The organism is Pseudomonas sp. KnCO4 (assembly GCF_045344305.1).
GTDB lineage: Bacteria > Pseudomonadota > Gammaproteobacteria > Pseudomonadales > Pseudomonadaceae > Aquipseudomonas > Aquipseudomonas anuradhapurensis.
The window spans coordinates 60,061-80,416 of the sequence record NZ_CP174199.1 but is presented as its reverse complement, the minus strand read 5'-3'; the positions used below and the strand labels follow the sequence as shown (position 1 = coordinate 80,416).

Below are 20,356 nucleotides of genomic sequence, written 5' to 3'. Positions count from 1 at the left end.
TGAGTACTCGAGTCGTCAGAAACAGGTAACATAATAACGTCTCCACAAAGAACCGTCGCTGCCCATGTCCATCACCCCGCTGGCCAACCGTCCTCACGACCATTCCCACTGCGTACATAGCGCACTGGCTGAAGCCGACGCCTTGTGCACGCGCCAGGGCCTGCGCCTGACCGCGCTGCGCCGCCGGGTACTGGAACTGGTGTGGCAAAGCCACAAACCGCTGGGTGCCTACGACATCCTCGCCGTGCTCAGCGAGCAGGATGGCCGCCGCGCTGCGCCACCCACGGTGTATCGCGCGCTGGATTTCCTGCTGGAGAACGGCCTGGTACACCGCATCGCCTCGCTCAACGCCTTCATTGGCTGCAGCCACCCAGAGCATGTGCATCAGGGCCAGTTCCTGATCTGCAAGGCCTGCCATGTAGCCATCGAACTGGAACAGGACAGCATCAGCCAAGCCATCATCAACAGCGCCAAGGGCGTAGGCTTCACGGTCGAGAGCCAGACCGTGGAGGTGGTCGGCCTGTGCAGCAACTGCCGGAGCGCGGCATGAGCGATGCACTGATCCGCCTGGAGCAGGTCGGTGTCACCTTCGGCGGCGAGGCGGTGCTCGACAGCATTGACCTGGCGGTTGCACCCGGCCAGATCGTTACCCTGATCGGCCCGAACGGCGCGGGCAAGACCACCCTGGTGCGCGCCGTGCTCGGCCTGCTCAAGCCGCACCACGGCAAGGTATGGCGCAAGCCGAAGCTGCGCATTGGCTACATGCCGCAAAAGATCCAGGTAGATGCCACGCTGCCGCTGTCGGTGCTGCGCTTCCTGCGCCTGGTGCCCGGAGTAGACCGCGCGGCAGCCTTGTCGGCACTGCAGGAAGTGGGCGCCGAGCAGGTTATCGACAGCCCGATCCAGACCATTTCCGGTGGCGAGATGCAACGCGTGCTGCTGGCCCGTGCCCTGCTGCGCGAACCCCAGCTACTGGTGCTCGACGAACCGGTGCAGGGCGTCGACGTGGTCGGCCAGGCCGAGCTGTACAACCTCATTACCCGCCTGCGCGACCGCCACGGCTGTGGCGTGCTGATGGTTTCCCACGACCTGCACCTGGTCATGAGCGCCACCGACCAGGTGGTGTGCCTGAACCGCCACGTATGCTGCTCAGGCCACCCCGAGCAAGTCAGCGGCGACCCGGCATTTGTCGAGCTGTTCGGCCAGGCCGCCGCACCCAGCCTGGCCATCTATCATCACCATCACGACCACAGCCACGACCTGCACGGCTCGGTGGTCGCCCCTGGTACCCATGTTCACGGAGCGCACTGCAAGCATGGCTGATTTTCTTCTTTACGCCCTGCTTGCCGGTTTATCCCTGGCGCTGGTGGCCGGCCCGCTGGGCTCCTTCGTGGTGTGGCGGCGCATGGCCTATTTTGGCGACACCCTGTCCCACGCCGCCCTGCTCGGTGTAGCCCTCGGCTTTGCCCTGGACGTCAGCCCGGCGCTGGCAGTAACCGTAGGCTGCCTGCTGCTGGCGATCCTGCTGGTCACCTTGCAGCAGCGCCAACCGCTGGCCTCCGACACCCTGCTCGGCATCCTCGCCCCCAGCACCTTGTCGCTGGGCCTTGTGGTGCTGAGTTTCATGCATGACGTGCGTATCGACCTGATGGCCTACCTGTTCGGCGACCTGCTGGCCATCAGCACCACCGACCTGGCCTGGATCCTCGGCGGCAGCGTGCTGGTCCTGCTGCTGCTCGGCATGCTGTGGCGGCCGCTGTTGGCCATTACCGTGCACGAAGAACTGGCCATGGTCGAAGGCCTGCCCGTAGCCGGCCTGCGCATGGCACTGATGCTGCTGATCGCGGTGGTGATTGCCGTGGCCATGAAGATCGTCGGCGTGCTGCTGATCACCTCGCTGCTGATCATCCCCGCCGCTGCGGCACAGCGCCACGCCCGCTCTCCCGAGCAGATGGCCCTGGGCGCCAGCCTGCTAGGCGTGACTGCGGTATGCGGCGGCCTGGCCATGTCCTGGTTCAAGGACACCCCCGCCGGCCCGTCGATCGTGGTGTGCGCGGCGGTGCTATTCTTGCTGAGCCTGGCCCTGCCCAAACGCTGAAAAAACAGGGCGCGTGAAGGCGCGCCCTGCAACCTTTTCGCACGTAAAGGGTCTGTAAGACTTGTTTTCGAGCGTGCGCACCTGGGTGTAGACTTGCTCGCTTTTTGCGCAAATAGAGAGTCGCAGGAATGAAGCCGTTCGCCTCCCGTTATCTGCTTGTTGCCGCGTTTTCCCTGTTCCTGGCTGCCTGTTCCAGCGCGCCGGTCGAACAGGCCGCCGTACCTGCCCAAGCCGATGCCTGGCAGCAGTTGCAACAGAACATCGCCAGCAACGAGCTGGCAACCGCCGAAGACCAGCTGGCCGCTCTGCAGGCCCAGTCGCCGGCTGACGCGCGCCTGGAGCAATACCAGCGCCAGTTGGCCGAGGCCTACCTGCAGCGCAGCCAGGTGTTCCTGCAACAAGGCGATGTAAATGCTGCGGCTACCGCCCTGGCTCGCGCCCGTGCGTTGATGCCGCAGGCCCCGGCAGTGACCGGTGGCGATGCCGTGACCCAGGCCCGCAAAGCCGAGCTGGAGAAAGCCGAGGCAGCGTTGAAAGCCGCCGAAGCCAAGCCCAAGGCGCGCATCATCGACCCGACGGCGCCCAGCACCGTGGTGGCCTTGAAAACTACCGACAGCCGCGCCATGCGCCGCCAACTGGATGACATTGCCGCCGACGTGGTCAGCTATCAGTGCGAGGTGGTGTTCCAGGTGCCGCGTACCGAGGATGGGCCTTGGCTGAAAACCCTGCTGGAGAAGCGCGTACGCAAGATCGACAGCGGGTTCGAGCTGAAGCAGAAGCATGAGATCCAGCGCGCGCTGCCGGCGCAGGTCGTGCTGGTGCCACGCCAGCGCTGAAAAGCGGGGGGGCGCTTCGCCCCCTTTCGCGACACGAGGCCGCTCCTACAGGGCAATGCGATCCTCTGTAGAAGCGGCCTTGTGTCGCAATGGGCTGCACAGCAGCCCCTCAGGCCGGTACCGCCTCCGCAGCCGCCTCTCGCTCCCACACCCGATGCCCTTCAACCGCTTTGACGAAGGCATCCACCGCGCTCTGGTCATCCCCCAGCAGCAAGCCCTTGTCTTCCTTGAGGCCCAGGCTGCCAGACAACTCTCTGGTGAGCACCATGGCCTTCAGATGCTTGTAACCCTCGAGCAGGAAATGCTTGGCCAGCCCGCTGGCCGCCAGCGCGTCGGTCGAGGCCTTGCCACTCGGCACGACAATCCCGTCGAACATGATCGATGGCATGCCCTCCATGGAAGCAGCAACCGGCAACTGCGTGCCATCCGCCGCTTTCACCGGCGCTGAAGTCGGCCCCAACAGCAGCGGCCGGGCACTGTGCGCCTCCAGCGCCTTCACCAGCCGGTCGACACTGCCGGCGTCCACGCCATCCGCCACCAGCACTGCGACCTTGCGCCCCTTGATACCGACCACACCCGGGTGATTCAGCTGGCTCAGGGCAGGCGACTGGGCCAACTGGCTGCCCTTCACCTGCACGGTACCCGCCGTTGGTGCGGGCAGGCCGAGGTTTGCCGCCACCGCCGCCGCCAGCTTGAGGTCGATGTTGGCCAGGATTTCGTTCACTTCCCGCGCCCGGATCGCCTCACGCTCGACCTTGCCCAGTTCGAAGCTGTAGGCCTTGATGATGTGCTGCTGCTCGGTCGGGCTCATGCTCTGGAAGAACAGCCGCGCCTGGGAAAAATGGTCGCCGAACGATTCGCTGCGCTGGCGGATCTTGTATGCATCGATGCGCTCCTGGTAGCTCTCGAAACCGCCATCCTGCGCCGCCGGCGGGGTTTCTTTCGGCCAGCCGCCATCGATGGAGTTCGGCTCGTAGGAGGCGCGCCCTTTGTGTACCACATGCTGATGCAGGGCATCGCGTTGGTTGTTGTGGTTGGGGGCGACCGGGCGGTTGATCGGGATCTGGTGGAAGTTCGGTCCGCCCAGGCGGCTAAGCTGGGTGTCGGTGTAGGAGAACAGCCGGCCCTGAAGCAGCGGGTCATTGCTGAAGTCGATGCCAGGCACGATATGGCCTGGGCAGAACGCCACCTGTTCCACTTCGGCAAAGAAGTTGTCCGGGTTGCGGTTCAGCACCATCTTGCCCAGCGGCGTAACCGGGACCAGCTCTTCCGGGATGATCTTGGTCGGGTCCAGCAAGTCGAAGTCGAACTTGTGCTCGTCGGCTTCCGGCACGATCTGCACACCCAGCTCCCACTCCGGGTAATCACCCGTCTCGATGGCTTCCCACAGGTCACGGCGCTGGAAGTCGGGGTCTTTCCCGGCCAGCTTCTGCGCTTCGTCCCACAGTAACGAATGCACGCCCTGACGCGGTTTCCAGTGGAACTTGACGAAGCTGGCCACGCCCTGGTCGTTGACCAGGCGGAAGGTGTGCACGCCGAACCCTTCCATCATCCGCAGGCTGCGCGGGATCGCGCGGTCCGACATTGCCCACATCACCATATGGGCCGACTCCGGTACCAGCGAGACAAAATCCCAGAAAGTGTCGTGGGCAGAGGCACCGGTAGGGATCTCGTTGTGCGGCTCCGGCTTCACAGCGTGGACGAAATCCGGGAACTTGATCGCATCCTGGATGAAGAACACCGGCATGTTGTTGCCTACCAAGTCAAAATTGCCTTCATCGGTGTAGAACTTGACTGCAAAACCGCGCACGTCACGCACCGTGTCGGCCGACCCGCGCGGGCCTTGTACCGTGGAAAAGCGCACGAAAACGGGGGTGATTTTTGCCGGATCGCGCAAAAAACCTGCCTTGGTCAGCGCTGCGTGGTCGCCATAGCTCTGGAAATAGCCATGCGCCCCAGTGCCCCGGGCATGCACGATGCGCTCCGGAATACGCTCGTGGTCGAAGTGGGTGATCTTCTCGCGCATGATGAAGTCTTCAAGCAGCGAGGGGCCACGGTCGCCGGCCTTGAGGGTGTTCTGGTTGTCGGCGATGCGCACGCCCTGGTTGGTACGCAGCGCCTGGCCGGTGGCGTCGCTGCGCACGTCTTCCAGGCTTTGCAGCTTGGCATTGGTATTGGCACGGTCAGGCGTGTCGGTGCCGGCGAGCTGGCTGTGTCTTGGCGAATCCGTCTTCTTGCTGGGCATCGTGGCTCTCCTCATCCGTCTTCAGGCCGCCCTTCAGGGCATGTTCAAGTAGTGACTGAAGGCCGCTTGGTTGCGTTCAATTGACTTTACCGGTTGTCGCGATATGCCCGAAGGATTGGTGCAATGCGAAATAAATGCTAAGAACAGCTATTGGAAAAGGCTAAAATGCGCGACCCCAGCCAACCGCTGACCCCAATTTCCATGCGCCCCACAAGGTTCGCTACGTGATCGAGTTCCAACAGGTACACAAGACCTACCGCGTTGCCGGTAGGGAAATTCCCGCACTGAATCCGACCACCCTGACCATCGAGAATGGCCAGGTGTTCGGCCTGATCGGCCATTCCGGCGCCGGCAAGAGCACCATGCTGCGCCTGATCAACCGCCTGGAAGAACCTTCCGGCGGCAAGATCATCGTCGACGGCGAAGATGTCACCGCGTTCAACGCCAGCCAGTTGCGCGGCTTCCGCCAGCAGGTCGGGATGATTTTCCAGCACTTCAACCTGCTGGCTTCCAAGACCGTCGCCGACAACGTCGGCCTGCCGCTGACCCTGGCCGGCGAACTGTCGCGCAGCGAGATCGACAAGCGTGTCACCGAGCTGCTGGCCCGGGTCGGCCTTTCCGACCACGCCAGGAAATATCCGGCGCAGTTGTCCGGCGGCCAGAAGCAGCGCGTCGGCATCGCCCGCGCCTTGTCCACCAACCCGAAGATCCTGCTGTGCGACGAGGCCACCAGCGCCCTTGATCCACAAACCACGGCCTCGGTCCTGCAATTGCTGGCCGAGATCAACCGTGAGCTGAAGCTGACCATCGTGCTGATCACCCACGAGATGGACGTGATCCGCCGGGTCTGCGACCGCGTGGCGGTGATGGATGCCGGCCAGATCGTCGAGCAGGGCCCGGTGGCCGAGGTGTTCCTGCACCCGCAGCACCCCACCACCAAGCGCTTTGTCCAGGAAGACGAGCAGGTCGATGAGAACGAGCAACGCGACGACTTCGCCCACGTGCCGGGGCGCATCGTGCGCCTGACCTTCCAGGGCGACGCCACCTATGCGCCGCTGCTGGGCACCGTGGCCCGCGAGACGGGTGTGGACTACAGCATCCTTGCCGGCCGTATCGACCGCATCAAGGACATTCCCTATGGCCAGCTGACCCTCGCCCTGATGGGTGGCGACATGGAGGCGGCGTTCGCCCGCTTCACCGCAGCTGACGTACATATGGAGGTACTGCGTTGATGGATATCCTGAACTACTTCGCCAACGTCGACTGGGTCGAGATCTGGCAGGCGACCAATGACACTCTGGTCATGATGTTCACCTCGCTGGTGTTCATCGTGCTGCTGGGGCTGCCCTTGGGCGTGGTGCTGTTCCTGTTCAGCCCGCGGCAGATGTTCGAGCACACCAAGTTCTATGCGGTGCTGGCGACTCTCGTGAACATCGTGCGCTCGGTGCCGTTCATCATCCTGCTGATCGTGATGATCCCGCTCACGGTGCTGATCACCGGCACCTCGCTGGGTGTCGCAGGCGCCATACCGCCGTTGGTGGTGGGCACCACGCCGTTCTTCGCGCGCCTGGTGGAAACCGCTCTGCGCGAGGTCGACCGCGGTATCATCGAGGCCACCCAGTCGATGGGCGCCACCACCCGCCAGATCATCTTCAAGGCCATGCTGCCAGAGGCCATGCCGGGCATCATTGCCGCCATCACCGTGACTGCCATCACCCTGGTGTCCTACACCGCCATGGCTGGCGTGGTCGGTGCCGGTGGCTTGGGCGACCTGTCGATCCGCTTCGGCTACCAACGCTTCCAGACCGACGTGATGATCGTCACGGTGGTGCTGCTGGTGATCCTGGTCCAGGTGCTGCAAATGATCGGCGACAAACTGGTCGTGCATTTTTCCCGTAAATAACCCCAATGGGGTCGGCGCGGTCGACCCGTTCGGGGGCCGTCGCGGCCCTCACAAGGAGTGCTCAATGAAGAAGCTGCTTGCTGTTGTCGCCGCTGTCGCGGCCTTCTCGGCCCACGCCGAGTCCCTGACCGTCGCCGCCACCCCGGTGCCACACGCCGAAATCCTCAACTTCGTCAAACCTGCGCTGGCGAAGGAGGGCGTGGAGCTGAAGGTCAAGGAATTCACCGACTACATCCAACCGAACGTGCAAGTGGCGGAAAAGCGCCTGGATGCCAACTTCTTCCAGCACCAGCCGTACCTGGATGAGTTCAACAAGGCCAAGGGCACCCAGCTGGTAAGCGTGACTGGCGTGCACATCGAGCCACTGGGCGTGTACTCGGCCAAGATCAAGAAGCTGGACCAGCTGTCCTCCGGCGCCACCGTGGTCATCCCCAACGACGCTACCAACGGTGGCCGCGCCCTGCTGTTGCTGGACAAGGCCGGCGTGATCAAGCTCAAGGACAACAACAACATCCTGTCCACCGTGAAGGATGTTGCCGAGAACCCGAAAGGCCTGAAATTCCGTGAGCTGGAAGCAGCCACCATCCCCCGCGTGCTGACCCAGGTCGATGCTGCCCTGATCAACACCAACTATGCGCTGGAAGCCAAGCTGAACCCGGAAAAAGACGCGCTGGTGATCGAAGGCAGCGATTCGCCATACGTGAACATCCTGGTCGCCCGCCCGGACAACAAGGACTCGGAAGCGATGAAGAAGCTGGCCGCGGCGCTGCACTCGCCTGAGGTCAAGCAGTTCATCAACGAGAAGTACAAGGGCGCTGTGGTTCCGGCGTTCTGATCCGAACTATCGCGCTGGATTCTTCGCGGGCACGCCCGCTCCCACAGGTACATCGCTAGCCCCAGGCCTTGTGATATCTCTGTGGGAGCGGGCGTGCCCGCGAAGCTTTTCAGGGGACCCACTCAGTCCCGCTTCACCAGCCCCGGCAACTGCGCTACCAGCTTCTGGTTGTTGAACGGCGCCCGAATGAACCCGCGCTGGCGCCCGTCCGGCCCCACAACCGCCAGGTTGCCGCTGTGGTCCACGGTATAGCCCGGCTTGCTGGTATCCGCCGGAATGAACGGAATGCTCAAGGCATTGGCCAGCTTCTGGGTATCCTCGATCGACCCCGCCACGCCGACGAAGTCCTTGTCGAAATAACCCAGGTACTGTTTCAGCTGGGTCGGTGTGTCACGGTTCGGGTCCACGCTCACCAGCACCACCTGCAGCCGATCGACCGCCTCCTTGGGCAGCTCGCTCTTGACCTGGCGCAGCTGTGCCAGGGTGGTCGGGCAGATATCCGGGCAATACGTGTAGCCAAAGAACAGCAGCGACCATTTGCCTTTCAGGTCATCCAGGCGCACCGGCTGGCCATCCTGGTTGGTCATGGTGACGTCGGCCACGGCACGGCTCTGCGGTAGCAGGATGATGCCAGCATCGATCAGCTCGGCCGGATTGGGTTGGCTGCGGCCATTGAGCACCTTGTTGACGGTCAGGCCCATGATCAGCGCGACCAGGGCAACGAGGATGAAGACGGTTTTCTGGGTTCGGGTCATAGGTTCAACGACAGGTAATGGTCAACGAGCAACGCGATGAACAGCGCGAACAGGTAGCCGATAGAGTACTTGAAGGTGCCGATCGCCGCGTGCGGCCGGCTGCCACGGTACAACACCCAGGCCCATTGCAGGAAGCGCGCACCCAGCAGGACGGCACAGGCCAGGTACAGCGGGCCACTCATGTGGATGACATAGGGCAGCAGGGTGATCGCCAGCAGCACCAGGGTGTACAACAGGATATGCAGCTTGGTGTAGCGCTCGCCGTGGGTCACCGGCAGCATCGGGATGTCGGCCTTGGCGTATTCCGCTTTGCGGTGAATGGCCAGGGCCCAGAAATGCGGTGGCGTCCAGGCAAAGATGATCAGCACCAGCAACAGCGGTTCGGCACTGACGTGCCCGGTTACCGCGACCCAGCCAAGCAGCGGCGGGGCGGCCCCGGCCAGGCCGCCGATGACGATGTTCTGTGGCGTGGCACGCTTGAGAAAGCCGGTGTAGATCACTGCATAACCTACCAGCGAAGCCAGGGTCAGCCAGGCCGTGAGGGGATTGGTGAACACCAGCAACAAGGCCATCCCCGCCAGCGCCAGGCCCAAGGCAAACAGCAGCGCCGGCAGCGGCTCGACGCGCCCTTGGGCCAGAGGGCGCTTGTGGGTGCGCGCCATCAGCGCATCGATACGCCGGTCCACGACGTGATTGACCACCGCCGCCCCGCCCGCGCACAAGCCGATGCCCAGGTTGCCGAACACCAGCACCTGCCAGGCCACCCCGGCACGGGTGGCGAGCAACATGCCCACCAGCGAGGTGATCAGCATCAGCACCACCACCTTGGGCTTGGTCAGTTCCAGGTAGTCGCGCCAGCCGGCACGTTGTCCCTGTGCTTTCAGAAGCGTCGCCACAGTGCATTCCTCGGGTGTGGGGCGACGCCCGCGCCGGCCATCGGCGTCAGGCGCCAGCCATGGCTGATATGAATTTGGTCAGCCACCCGGATGCGGTAGTTCAGGAAAACCATGGTCAGCAGCAGCAGCGCCCCGCCTGCGTTGTGAGCCACGGCGACGGCCAGTGGCAGGTGCAGCACCACATTGGCCAGGCCCAGGCTCACCTGTAGCGCCAACGCCAGCAACACCAGGCGCGCCAGGCCATTGAGCTGGTTGCGGTGGAGCTTCCAGCTGAGCAGCAACAGCACAAGCGTCACTGCCAGCGCTCCCAGGCGGTGGCTGATGTGGATAGCGGTACGAGCATCGCTGTCGAGCTGGCCGCCCAGATAATTCGGGCCGACCTGCTGAGTCAGGTGGAAACCATTGCTGAAGTCGGCTGCCGGCCACCACTCACCGTGACAGGTCGGCAGGTCGATGCAGGCCACGGCGGCGTAATTGGAGCTGACCCAACCGCCAAGGGCGACCTGGCCAATCACTACCAGCAACGCCAGCGCAGCGACCCGGCGAAGACTCAGCGGCAATTTTGGCAAAGGCGCAAACGCCCGGGATAGACGCAGGGATAACAGGAACAGCAAGCTCAGCGTGGTGAAGCCGCCCAACAGGTGGGCAGTTACCACTTGCGGCCAGAGTTGCAGGGTAACGGTCCACATGCCGAAAGCGGCCTGGGCCAGCACCACGCCCAGCAACAGCAAGGGCAGACGATAAGGCTGGCCATCGCGGGCATGACGGCGCACCGCCTGGAACGCGAGCAGGGCGATTACCAGCGCCAGCGTACCGGCGAAGTAGCGATGTACCATCTCGGCCCAACCCTTGGCAGCTTCCACCGGGTGATCGGGGAAATGCAGCTCGGCATGGGCCAGCTGCGCTTCGCTCTTGGGCACGCTGATGAAGCCATAGCAGCCTGGCCAGTCGGGGCAACCGAGGCCGGCGTGAGTCAGGCGGGTATAGGCACCGAGCAGGACGACCAGCAGCGCCAGCAAGGTGGCGAACACAGCAAGGCGGAATCCGGGTCTGGCCATGGCAGGCTCCTAGCCAATATTGGACAGCTTGAGCAGGTGGCGCAGGTCGTCCAGCACATGCTTGCCGTTGACCTTGGCGTCGTAGCGCAGCACCAGGTTGCCGTGCGGGTCGATGATCCACAGTTGCGGGCCGGCCTCGCCGACCTTCTGCAGGTAGCGTTGCGCATCCAGTGGGTAACGCTGCAACTGCGGGTACTCGCGGCCAAGCAGCGCCTGGTAGTCGGCGCTCAGCGGCTGCGCGCTGGCCAGCGCATGGCTGGCACGGCTGGCATCGCGGCCCAGGCCCACCTGGATCTGCCGGGCCAGGTACACCAGGCGCTGGCAATCGTCGGCACAGGCTGCGGGGGCACTCACCAACAGCTGCCAGCGCTCGTCCTGGCCCGCCACGCCAAGATCGGCACGGCTCTCACCGTTGCCAATCATCACGCCGTGGTAGCTGCGACCCTCCGGTACCCAGAACTTGAGCTTGTACATGCTGGTGGCGAGGATCATCGGCCCGAGCACCACCAGAAGGATCAGGATCAGCTGCAAACGCCCACGGGCTCTGGGTTTGCTGCGTTCAGGCACGTCCAGTGGAGTGGCGGTGGCCATGGCGTTTCTCCTTGTTGTGGTGCCAGCCGAAGTAGAGGTAGAGCAGCACCAGCGCAGCCGCGAGGGCGAACCACTGCACGGCGTACCCCAGGTGTTTTTCCGGGCCCATGGCGACAACTGGCCAGTCCAGGCGATAGGCTGCCGGGCCGGGTTCCAGGCGCAGTTCATGGGCGAAGCCCTCGCGGTCGAGTTGCTGCCATAGCTGTGCGGCATCGACAGCGGTCAGCAAGTGCGGCCATTGGCCCTCTGCCGGGTCGGGGTGCAACTGGAACGTGCTGCCGGGCGCGACATACACCGCAGCATCCAGCGCCAGCGCCTGGGCTGGCGTATCGAAGAGCACCGGCACGCGGCGATCCGGCCATGGCAACCAGCCGCGGTTGACCAGCAGCCACAGGCCGCTGGCCTGGTCATGGAAGGGTTGCAACAACTCGACACCAGCGCGGCCATCGCGCAGGCGGTTGTCGAGCAAAAGGCTGTGTTCGCCATCGAAGCGGCCATACAGGTGCACGCGGCGGAAGGCGTTGTCCTGGTTCGCGTTCAGCTGGGCCATGGCCAGGGGCGCCTCGGCCCGGCGCTCGGCATAAGTTGCCAGCAGCAGGCGCTTTTCCGTGGCGCGACCGAGCTGCCAGCAACCCAGCGCGATCAGCCCCGGCAGTAGCGCAAGCACTACCAGGGTGGGTACCCAGCCCGGGCGAAACGGCCTCATCGGTGCCTCGCCAGGTCGCTCACTATACTTGTCCACATCACCGCATCCCCCCCGGAGTATCGCCATGCTCAAGGCCGCGATTGTCCTGATGCTGTTGGCCACGATTGCCAGCCTGTTCAGTGGGCTGGTGTTTCTGGTCAAGGACGACGAAAACTCGACCCGCTTGTTGAAGGCGCTGACCGTGCGGGTGACCCTGGCAGCCCTGACCATCGGCCTGGTCGCCTGGGGCTTCATCAGTGGCCAGCTGGTTTCTCACGCCCCCTTCTGATCCTACGAGACGCCTTGTTGGAGCGGCCTTGCGTCGCGATGGGCCGCGTAGCGGCCCCAAAGGCAGCCAATGCGGCCTGTCAGAGGTATCGGCGGTCGCAGGATTGGGGCCGCTACGCGGCCCATCGCGACGCAAGGCCGCTCCTACAGGGACCGCACCGTCTTTCAAAGCACGTACACAAAGATGAACAGCCCCACCCAGACCACGTCGACGAAGTGCCAGTACCAGCTGGCGGCCTCGAAACCAAAGTGTTTGTCCGGGTTGAAGTGCCCGCGCAGGATGCGCAGGAACATCACGATCAGGATGATCGTGCCAAGTGTCACGTGGGCCCCGTGGAAACCGGTCAGCATGAAGAACGTCGCGCCATAGATCCCCGAGCCCAGCGTCAGCCCCAGCTTGGTGTAGGCCTCGTGGTACTCGTAGGCCTGCAGCGCAATGAAGCTGGCCCCCAGGACGATGGTCAGCGCCATCCACAATTTCAGCGCACCGCGGTGGTCACGGCGCAGCGCATGGTGGGCAATGGTGATGGTCACGCTGGAGCTCACCAGCAGGATGGTGTTGATCAGCGGCAGGTGCCACGGGTCGATCACCTCCTTGGGCGGCGGGAACAGTTTCGGGTCCGGCGTGTGCAGCAGCGGCCAGGTGAACTCGAAGGACGGCCATAGCATGTGCGCCACCCCTTTGGCCCCTTCACCCCCCAACCACGGCCCGGCCAGCACGCGCACGTAGAACAGCGCACCGAAGAACGCCAGGAAGAACATCACCTCGGAAAAGATGAACCAGCTCATGCCCCAGCGGAACGAACGGTCCAGCTGTGGGCTGTACAGCCCCGCGCGGCTCTCCCGCACCACCGAGCCGAACCAGCCAAACAGCATGTAGGCCAGGAACAATGCACCAACGAAGAAGATCAGCGGCCCGTGCGACTCGGGGTGGCCGGCCTTCATGTCGTTGAACCAGGTACCCAGGCCGAACACCGTGATGAACATGCCGATGGTGGCGATGATCGGCCATTTGCTCTGCGCCGGGACGTAGTAGTGCTGGTGACTTGCCATTGCTGTTCTCCTTCCCTTAACGGGCGCCCTGGACGTCCTGGGCCGCAACGTGCGCGACCGGCGGGTGGCGAGCGGTGATGTCGAACAAGGTGTAGGCCAATGTCAGGTGCTTCACGCTGGCCGGCAGGTCGCGGTCGACGATGAAGCGCACTGGCATCTCGATGCGTTCGCCGGGTTGCAGCACCTGCTGGGTAAAGCAGAAGCACTCGGTCTTGTGGAAGTACGCTGCGGCCTCGGCCGGGGTGATGCTAGGGATGGCCTGGGCACTCATTGGCCGGTCGGTCGGGTTGTGGGCGACGAAAATCATCTGGTTCACCGCGCCCGGGTTGACCTCCAGCTGATCAGCCGTGGAGTAGAAGTCCCAGACCATGTCGCTGGCATTGGTCGACATGAACTGCACCCGCACCGAACGCGTCGGGTCGGCAAGCTGGCTGCCTTCATACTGCCCGCCGGTCTTGCCATTGATGCCGAAGGCCTTGCACATCACGTCGTAGATCGGCACCAGGGCGAAGCCGAAGGCGAACATCACCACCGTCAGCATCAGCAGGCGCAGCACCAGGCGTCTGAGCGAAAGGCCGTTCATGGCAGCGTTCCTATTTCACTTCCGGTGGTGTCTGGAAGGTGTGGTAGGGCGCAGGCGAGGGGATCGACCATTCCAGGCCCTCGGCGCCATCCCAAGGCTTGGCCGGCGCTGGCGCACCACCGCGGATGCACTTGATGACGATGAACAGGAAGAACACCTGCGTGGCACCGAACATGAAGGCACCGATCGAGGACACCATGTTGAAGTCGGCGAACTGCAGGTTGTAGTCGGGAATCCGCCGCGGCATGCCGGCCAAGCCGACGAAGTGCATGGGGAAGAACGCCATGTTCATGCCCACGAAAGACAGCCAGAAGTGCAGCTTGCCGAGGGTTTCGTCGTACATGTGGCCGGTCCATTTCGGCAGCCAGTAGTAGGCCGAGGCGAAGATCCCGAAGATGGCCCCGGGCACCAGCACGTAGTGGAAGTGCGCCACCACGAAGTAGGTGTCGTGGTATTGGAAGTCGGCCGGCGCGATGGCCAGCATCAAGCCACTGAAGCCGCCGATGGTGAACAGGATGACGAAGGCGATGGCGAACAGCATCGGGGTCTCGAAGGTGAGCGAGCCCTCCCACATGGTGCTGACCCAGTTGAACACCTTTACCCCGGTGGGTACGGCGATCAGCATGGTGGCGTACATGAAGAACAGCTCGCCGACCACCGGGATACCGACCACGAACATGTGGTGGGCCCAGACGATGAACGACAGGAAGGCGATCGCGCCGGTGGCGTACACCATGGAGGTGTAGCCGAACAGCGGCTTGCGCGAGAACGCCGGGATGATCGAACTGACCGCGCCGAAGGCCGGCAGGATCATGATGTACACCTCGGGGTGACCGAAGAACCAGAACACGTGCTGGAACAGCACCGGGTCACCGCCACCGGCGGCACTGAAGAAGCTGGTGCCGAAATGAATGTCCATCAGCATCATGGTCACTACGCCGGCCAGCACCGGCATCACTGCAATCAGCAGGAACGCGGTGATCAGCCAGGTCCAGACGAACAGTGGCATCTTCATCAGGGTCATGCCCGGGGCACGCAGGTTGAGGATGGTGGCGATCACGTTGATCGCGCCCATGATTGAGCTGATACCCATCAGGTGGATGGCGAAGATGAAGAAGGTGACGCTGGCCGGAGCGTAGGTGGTGGACAGCGGGGCATAGAAGGTCCAGCCGAAATTCGGCCCGCCGCCCGGGCTGAACAAGGTCGAGACCAGCAGCAGGAAGGCCGCCGGCAGCAGCCAGAAGCTGAAGTTGTTCATCCGCGGCAGGGCCATGTCGGGTGCGCCGATCATCAGCGGGATCATCCAGTTGGCCAGGCCGACGAAGGCCGGCATCACCGCGCCGAACACCATGATCAGGCCGTGCATGGTGGTCATCTGGTTGAAGAACGCCGGCTCCACGATCTGCAACCCGGGCTGGAACAGCTCGGCGCGGATCACCATGGCGAACGAGCCACCGAGCAGGAACATGATGAAGCTGAACCACAGGTACATCGTGCCGATGTCCTTGTGGTTGGTGGTCAGCACCCAGCGCATCAGGCCCTTGGCCGGGCCGTGTGCATGCTCATGGCCGTGGGCGTGGTCGTCGATCACTGCACTCATGTCCTGCCTCCTGCAATCCGCTGATTGCCGCGAGTAACCCGGTTCATTGCGCTTCTGCCTGCTTCAGCGCCAGCACATCCTTCGGCGTGACCATGTCGCCCTTGTTGTTGCCCCAGGCGTTGCGCTCGTAGGTGACCACGGCGGCGATATCGACTTCCGACAGCTGCTTGCCGAACGCCGCCATGGCAGTACCCGGCTTGCCATGGAAGACGATGCCCAGGTGGGCTTCCTTGGGCCCGGTAGCGACTTTCGAGCCCTTGAGCGCCGGGAACATCGGCGGCAGGCCCTGGCCTTCGGCCTGGTGACAGGCTACGCAGGTGGTGTGGTAGATCTTGTCGCCGCGCTCCACCAGCTCCTGCAGGGTCCATTCCTTGCTGGTCAGTTCCTTGAGCTTGGCCGCTTCGGCCTTGCGCTCGCCGAGCCAGGTGTCGTAATCGGCCTTGGACTTGACCTCGACCACCACCGGCATGAAGCCGTGGTCCTTGCCGCACAGTTCGGTGCACTGGCCACGGTAGATGCCGGGCTTGTCGATGCGAGTCCAGGCTTCGTTGACGAAACCTGGGATGGCATCACGCTTGACCGCGAACGCCGGCACCCACCAGGAGTGAATGACGTCGGCAGCGGTAACCAGGAAGCGCACCTTGGCACCGACCGGCAGCACCAGCGGCTGGTCGACTTCGAGCAGGTAGTGCTCGTCCTTGGGTGCCTGGTTATGGATCTGGTCGGCAGGGGTGGCCAGGTTGCTGAAGAACTCGACGTCCTGGCCAAGGTATTTGTAGTGCCACTTCCACTGGTAGCCGGTAACCTGGATGTCGATGTCCGGCTCACTGGCATCGTAGATGTTGATCAGAGTCTTGGTGGCCGGTATGGCCATCGCCACCAGAATCAGGAAAGGGACTACGGTCCAGAGGATTTCCACCCAGGTATGCTCGTGGAAATGCGCAGCCTGCTGGCCGGTGGAGCGGCGGTGGATGACCATCGACCAGAACATCGCGCCAAACACGACCACGCCGATGATCACGCAGATCCAGAAGATGGTCATGTGCAGGTCGAAGACGGCGTTGGAGACTTCCGTCGCCCCTGGGTGCATGTTCACGGTCCAGGCGGCGTTAGCCTGACCAAAAACCGACCACAACAGGAGGCCCATCCAGACATGTGGATGTCGCATCATTGCGGGTTCCCCTTCTCGTTCTTGTTGTCCCGGAGGCGTGGCCTGCGGCAAGAGGGAACGGCGGTCAAGACTGCCTGGCTTCGACGACCGAGCCCCTGCTAAAAGCAGTTGGGCCTCATCAACGAATCACGTTCACCGGGAGTATAGACAGCGACCAATGGCACGCAACGACACCCGTGAAATGAACTTCATGAAATGCCCGATCACCTCGGAAAACCGCGCACTTGACGGGGCATGGCGCGATAATGGCATTTCGATATGCCGGAGCATGCACAGCGTCGCGCCACTTATAACAAATGCGTCTTAGGTATTCTGTATACCGAGCTAATTTAGTGTCTTCCGTTTGAAACGTAACGTCCCTGGAGTTGTCATGAACATCGCTGCTGTACGCGAGCAGATTAGCCAAGCCCACGATCACGAAAGCCGTACCGGCCAGCTGAAAAAGCGTCTCGAGATACAACTGCCCCACCTGCACCCCTCGATCCAACTGCCTGAGCAGGACGCCCAGGGTACTTTGGCGCGCTTCGTCAGAGCCTACATCGACCAGGTGCCGGAATTGCTGGAGGCCGCACACGAGGTCGCCCGTGAAGCCGGTATCGAATCGCAGATCACCCCTGTACTGAAGATTGCCGAGGCTTATTTCCTGCAACCGCCCAGCATGGTGCAAGGGCATGTGGGGCTGGATTGCCTGCTGGATGAAGCCTACCTGGCTCACCGCCTGGTGGAGGAGGTCAACGACCTGTACATCCGCCATTTCAAGCAACCGCTGATACCTGTGGATACCACCGTGGCCAACCTGGTCGCCCACCAGTTGATTGGTGAAACCTTCGCCAACCAGCTGGATGAGGTGGTACATCATTCGGTGGATCAGATGCTCGACGACGAGAGCTTCGCCAGCGAGTCAGTGGAAGCCTATCGCGCAGCCTTGAGCAGCCCGCAGACAGGCGCGGCCTGGAAGCGCTGGCCGTGCCTGTCCCGTCAGTTGAACGTGGCGTTCGGCCAGACAGACGCCTGACCCGCACGACCGTCCGGGGGAAAGCGGTCCTTCTGCTGCCCATCTGGGCTCATCGCTACTGTCATCCCGCCGTCTGAAGGCGGCGCTTTCCTATTTCAAGGTGATGACAATGACGATCAAAAGAAACCGAGTTTTCACGGACCTGCTGCGTGGTAGCTATGGCACGATATGGGGCAACTGGGGCCTCAACCCATCGATCAAGCCTGGCGCCGTCGGCATCGTCGATGCCGATACCGGCGACTTCAAGCTGGTCGCCGATGCCCTGCCCGGCGTCGAGGTCAGCAAGAACCTGCAGAGCCGCAAGTGGGACTTCAAGTCCAGTGGCGTGACCTGCAGAAGCGTCAGCGCCAAAGGCCAGGGGGTGATCCTCGATCCGAGCACAGGGGCCGAGGTCAAACCGGATGCCGCACTGGAGTGGACCTTCGACAAGGAAAATGCCATCACCTCCGAGTTTGCCATCGCCGGTGAGCACAGCATCTGCAACCTTTGCGTGCTGGATGATCAGTACGAATGGCTGCTTGCCCAGGCACGCAAGGTGAACATGGCAACCAGCGCCGGTATATCGGAAGGTTTTGGCGTCGTGACCTCGGTGGTCTACGCCAGCAGTGGCCTGAACGCGGTATCAAAGAAGAGCAAGGCAAGCTTCACTGTTGCTGGCAGCGCGACAGGCCTGAACCGGTTGCTCGGTGAAGAGGGGATTTCCGGCAACGGCAAGGCGAGTTACCTGTTCACCAGCAACTCAAGTGAAGTCGAGACACACACCCTGCCGGCCAAAAGCGGTGAAGTGGCAACAGACCCCCTACCTGTGGCCTATTACTTCGCATCGTTCGCAGGCAGCCGGGTGTTGATTCCGAGCTGGATCGGCAAGATCGGCGTATTGAACCTGCATGTCGACAGCAAGGCCTCGTCTCTGACTACCTACGTCACCAAAGTCACACTCACCTACAAGACGCCCTCTGGCCCTGTGGAACATTCCAGCACCGTAATCGGCGGTAGCTCCGCGAGCTTTGGCGATATCCCGCTGACAGCCACCGAGATGGTGCTGACAGCGGAATTCGTCAACATCGGCGCCAATACCCGCAAATCGCTGAAGTGGAACACCCCCGCCACCGAGTGGCTGGGTGGCACCCGTACGGTCAACCTGACCGGTACCTGGCCGGGTGCACCAGAGATGACCGAGGTGAAGAACTGACCTCAGGCACCCGCCACGCTTCGCAGACGCCCCTCCACCCTGCGCTTGAGCCCTCGTTGCTCAATGCGCAGGTTCGAGCCACTGGTTCTGCTCCAGTCCTCCAGCAGCTCCAGGCAGGAGTGGTCGATGTAGGTCAGGTTGGCCAGCGGCACATGCAACGTAGTCCCCGCAGGCACGCTATCAAGCACCTGGGTCAGGGCAGGGACCTTGAGGAAGGTTGCCGCACCACTCAGGCGTAACTCCATATGGCCGCTGGTCTCGAGCTGGACGAGGCTGATCTTCAAGCGTGCCGCCTTGAAGGCCAGCTTCAGCAGCGTCAGGGCAAAGCCCAGCAACACCCCGGTCAACAGGTCGGTAAAGATGATCGTCACGGCTGTTGCCACGTAGGTGAACATCGGCATCCTGCCGTAGCGGCTCAGGCCGCGCAGGGCCTTGAAGTCCACCAGCTTCACACCGGTGTACACCAGCACACCCGCCAGGCTCGCCACCGGAATCTGCTGCAGTACGCTGCCCAGCGCCACGACGAACGCCAACAACCAGGCGCCATGCAGGATGGCCGAAGCCCGTGTTTGTGCACCTGCCTGCACGTTGGCCGAGCTGCGTACGATGACGCCGGTCATTGGCAGCACGCCCAGCAACCCGCAAAGCATGTTGCCAATCCCTTGTGCCGAGAGCTCACGGTCGAAGTCTGAACGTTGCCCGCCATGCATGCGATCCACCGCGGCGGCGGACAACAAGGTTTCGGCGCTGGCGATGAAGGCCAATGCGAAAGCGGCCACCAGCAAGGACGGATCGGCCAGCTTCATGAGGTCATCGGGGCGGATCCAGTCGATGGCTTCGGTCAGGTCCGTCGGCACCTGTACCCGGTTCACCGGCAGTGCCAGCCACATGGCGATAACCGTCATCGCTGCCACGCCCAACAAGGCACCGGGAACGAAACGCAGCTTGCGCGGCCGCAAGCGCTCCCACCCCCACATGATGGCGATGGTACCCAGCCCGAGGGCACCGGCTTGCCACCCAGAACCCGCATTCTCCACCGGCAGGGCAGCCGCCACGGTCGAAGGAAATTCCACCAGGTTCTGCAGGCCCGAAGGCTGCGGTGTCGTGTCGAACATCACATGCACCTGGGACAGCACGATCAGCACACCGATACCTGCGAGCATGCCGTAAACAACCGCCGGGGCAGTGACACGGAACCAGCACCCCAGGCGCAGGCGCCCGGCCAGCAATTGCAGCAGGCCAGCCAGCAACAGGATTGGCCCAAGCATGGCCATGCCATGCTGGCGCACCAGTTCGAACACCAGCACGGCCAGGCCAGCGGCCGGGCCACTCACCTGCAGCGGCGAGCCGGCGAGGAAACCCACGACGATGCCGCCGATGATACCGGTGATCAGGCCTTTGGCCGGCGGCATCCCCGAAGCGATTGCTATACCCATGCATAACGGCAGGGCTACCAGGAAGACCACCACCGACGCCAGCAACTCACGCGGCAGGGCCGCTTTCAACTGTGTAATGTTCACCGTTGTTTCTCCTTTCTCTGTCACACAGCCAT

At 63.0% G+C, this 20,356-nt stretch carries 21 protein-coding genes; 10 read left to right on the top strand and 11 right to left on the bottom strand.

Features of this window, described 5'->3' with window-relative positions; all coding sequences use genetic code 11:
- The first annotated feature begins 64 nt into the window (after positions 1-64).
- The 4 genes from zur to ACJA3S_RS00385 all read left to right on the top strand — a co-directional run bounded on the left by zur (position 65) and on the right by ACJA3S_RS00385 (position 2,934).
- Positions 65-550: a zinc uptake transcriptional repressor Zur gene (gene zur / locus ACJA3S_RS00400; protein ID WP_170027671.1), complete on the top strand. Its 486-nt coding sequence runs from the start codon at positions 65-67 to the stop codon at positions 548-550.
- Positions 547-1,323 (top strand): zinc ABC transporter ATP-binding protein ZnuC, encoded by a 777-nt coding sequence (gene znuC / locus ACJA3S_RS00395; RefSeq protein WP_406820510.1) that lies wholly within the window; start codon positions 547-549, stop codon positions 1,321-1,323. The genes zur and znuC overlap by 4 nt, the downstream gene beginning before the upstream one ends.
- The gene (gene znuB, locus ACJA3S_RS00390) at positions 1,316-2,098 is read left to right on the top strand and encodes a zinc ABC transporter permease subunit ZnuB (RefSeq protein ID WP_406820509.1); all 783 of its coding nucleotides are present in this window, start codon (positions 1,316-1,318) and stop codon (positions 2,096-2,098) included. Before znuC ends, znuB begins: the two co-directional genes overlap by 8 nt.
- Before the next feature lie 128 nt (positions 2,099-2,226).
- Positions 2,227-2,934 carry a PA5502 family lipoprotein gene (locus tag ACJA3S_RS00385; protein WP_406820508.1) on the top strand — a complete coding sequence of 236 codons (708 nt, stop codon included), beginning with the start codon at positions 2,227-2,229 and terminating at the stop codon, positions 2,932-2,934.
- Positions 2,935-3,043: 109 nt separating this feature from the next.
- On the opposite strand, the gene katE is transcribed toward ACJA3S_RS00385, so the two are convergent.
- Positions 3,044-5,179 carry a catalase HPII gene (gene katE / locus ACJA3S_RS00380; RefSeq protein WP_406820507.1) on the bottom strand — a complete coding sequence of 712 codons (2,136 nt, stop codon included), beginning with the start codon at positions 5,177-5,179 and terminating at the stop codon, positions 3,044-3,046.
- A 224-nt stretch (positions 5,180-5,403) separates the two neighbouring features.
- Here katE and ACJA3S_RS00375 point away from each other — a divergent pair, with 224 nt between their 5' ends.
- The 3 genes from ACJA3S_RS00375 (at position 5,404) to ACJA3S_RS00365 (ending at position 7,917) form a co-directional block, all read left to right on the top strand.
- Positions 5,404-6,411 (top strand): methionine ABC transporter ATP-binding protein, encoded by a 1,008-nt coding sequence (locus ACJA3S_RS00375; protein ID WP_406820506.1) that lies wholly within the window; start codon positions 5,404-5,406, stop codon positions 6,409-6,411.
- The gene (locus tag ACJA3S_RS00370; protein WP_406820505.1) at positions 6,411-7,082 is read left to right on the top strand and encodes a methionine ABC transporter permease; all 672 of its coding nucleotides are present in this window, start codon (positions 6,411-6,413) and stop codon (positions 7,080-7,082) included. The genes ACJA3S_RS00375 and ACJA3S_RS00370 overlap by 1 nt, the downstream gene beginning before the upstream one ends.
- Positions 7,083-7,146: 64 nt before the next feature.
- On the top strand, positions 7,147-7,917 hold the full coding sequence (locus ACJA3S_RS00365; RefSeq protein WP_406820504.1) for a MetQ/NlpA family ABC transporter substrate-binding protein: 771 nt from the start codon (positions 7,147-7,149) through the stop codon (positions 7,915-7,917).
- Positions 7,918-8,039: 122 nt separating this feature from the next.
- On the opposite strand, the gene ACJA3S_RS00360 is transcribed toward ACJA3S_RS00365, so the two are convergent.
- From ACJA3S_RS00360 to ACJA3S_RS00340, 5 genes are read right to left on the bottom strand one after another with little or no spacing between them, the layout of a single operon-like run.
- Positions 8,040-8,672, bottom strand: coding sequence for an SCO family protein (locus ACJA3S_RS00360; RefSeq protein ID WP_406820503.1), 633 nt, complete (start codon positions 8,670-8,672; stop codon positions 8,040-8,042).
- Entirely contained in the window at positions 8,669-9,568 is a 900-nt protein-coding gene (cyoE, locus tag ACJA3S_RS00355) for a heme o synthase (protein ID WP_406820502.1), read from the bottom strand. The genes ACJA3S_RS00360 and cyoE overlap by 4 nt, the downstream gene beginning before the upstream one ends.
- Entirely contained in the window at positions 9,553-10,626 is a 1,074-nt protein-coding gene (locus tag ACJA3S_RS00350) for a COX15/CtaA family protein (RefSeq protein ID WP_406820501.1), read from the bottom strand. Before ACJA3S_RS00350 ends, cyoE begins: the two co-directional genes overlap by 16 nt.
- Positions 10,627-10,635: 9 nt before the next feature.
- Positions 10,636-11,217 carry a hypothetical protein gene (locus ACJA3S_RS00345; protein ID WP_406820500.1) on the bottom strand — a complete coding sequence of 194 codons (582 nt, stop codon included), beginning with the start codon at positions 11,215-11,217 and terminating at the stop codon, positions 10,636-10,638.
- Positions 11,186-11,923 (bottom strand): SURF1 family protein, encoded by a 738-nt coding sequence (locus ACJA3S_RS00340; protein WP_406820499.1) that lies wholly within the window; start codon positions 11,921-11,923, stop codon positions 11,186-11,188. Before ACJA3S_RS00340 ends, ACJA3S_RS00345 begins: the two co-directional genes overlap by 32 nt.
- A gap of 64 nt (positions 11,924-11,987) precedes the next feature.
- Between ACJA3S_RS00340 and ACJA3S_RS00335 the strand changes: the two genes are divergently transcribed.
- Positions 11,988-12,191, top strand: coding sequence for a twin transmembrane helix small protein (locus ACJA3S_RS00335; protein WP_003258925.1), 204 nt, complete (start codon positions 11,988-11,990; stop codon positions 12,189-12,191).
- A gap of 164 nt (positions 12,192-12,355) precedes the next feature.
- Here the strand turns inward: ACJA3S_RS00335 and ACJA3S_RS00330 are convergent, their stop codons facing one another.
- Genes ACJA3S_RS00330 through coxB form a run of 4 tightly spaced genes read right to left on the bottom strand, consistent with a single transcriptional unit; the run spans position 12,356 to position 16,597 of the window.
- Entirely contained in the window at positions 12,356-13,243 is an 888-nt protein-coding gene (locus ACJA3S_RS00330) for a cytochrome c oxidase subunit 3 (RefSeq protein ID WP_170027644.1), read from the bottom strand.
- Between the two features lie 16 nt (positions 13,244-13,259).
- Positions 13,260-13,826: a cytochrome c oxidase assembly protein gene (locus tag ACJA3S_RS00325; protein WP_406820498.1), complete on the bottom strand. Its 567-nt coding sequence runs from the start codon at positions 13,824-13,826 to the stop codon at positions 13,260-13,262.
- Between the two features lie 10 nt (positions 13,827-13,836).
- The gene (ctaD, locus tag ACJA3S_RS00320) at positions 13,837-15,426 is read right to left on the bottom strand and encodes a cytochrome c oxidase subunit I (RefSeq protein WP_170027640.1); all 1,590 of its coding nucleotides are present in this window, start codon (positions 15,424-15,426) and stop codon (positions 13,837-13,839) included.
- Between the two features lie 43 nt (positions 15,427-15,469).
- Positions 15,470-16,597, bottom strand: coding sequence for a cytochrome c oxidase subunit II (gene coxB, locus ACJA3S_RS00315; RefSeq protein ID WP_406820497.1), 1,128 nt, complete (start codon positions 16,595-16,597; stop codon positions 15,470-15,472).
- Between the two features lie 370 nt (positions 16,598-16,967).
- On the opposite strand from coxB, the gene ACJA3S_RS00310 reads away from it, so the two are divergent.
- Together ACJA3S_RS00310 and ACJA3S_RS00305 are read left to right on the top strand one after the other, a co-directional pair.
- Complete coding sequence (locus ACJA3S_RS00310) at positions 16,968-17,612, top strand: hypothetical protein (RefSeq protein WP_406820496.1); 645 nt, start codon at positions 16,968-16,970, stop codon at positions 17,610-17,612.
- A gap of 109 nt (positions 17,613-17,721) precedes the next feature.
- Complete coding sequence (locus ACJA3S_RS00305) at positions 17,722-18,804, top strand: hypothetical protein (protein ID WP_406820495.1); 1,083 nt, start codon at positions 17,722-17,724, stop codon at positions 18,802-18,804.
- Positions 18,805-18,806: 2 nt separating this feature from the next.
- Here ACJA3S_RS00305 and ACJA3S_RS00300 read toward each other — a convergent pair whose 3' ends face one another.
- A complete protein-coding gene (locus tag ACJA3S_RS00300; protein WP_406820494.1) occupies positions 18,807-20,324 on the bottom strand; it encodes a SulP family inorganic anion transporter in 1,518 nt (505 codons plus the stop codon).
- Positions 20,325-20,356 lie beyond the last annotated feature (32 nt).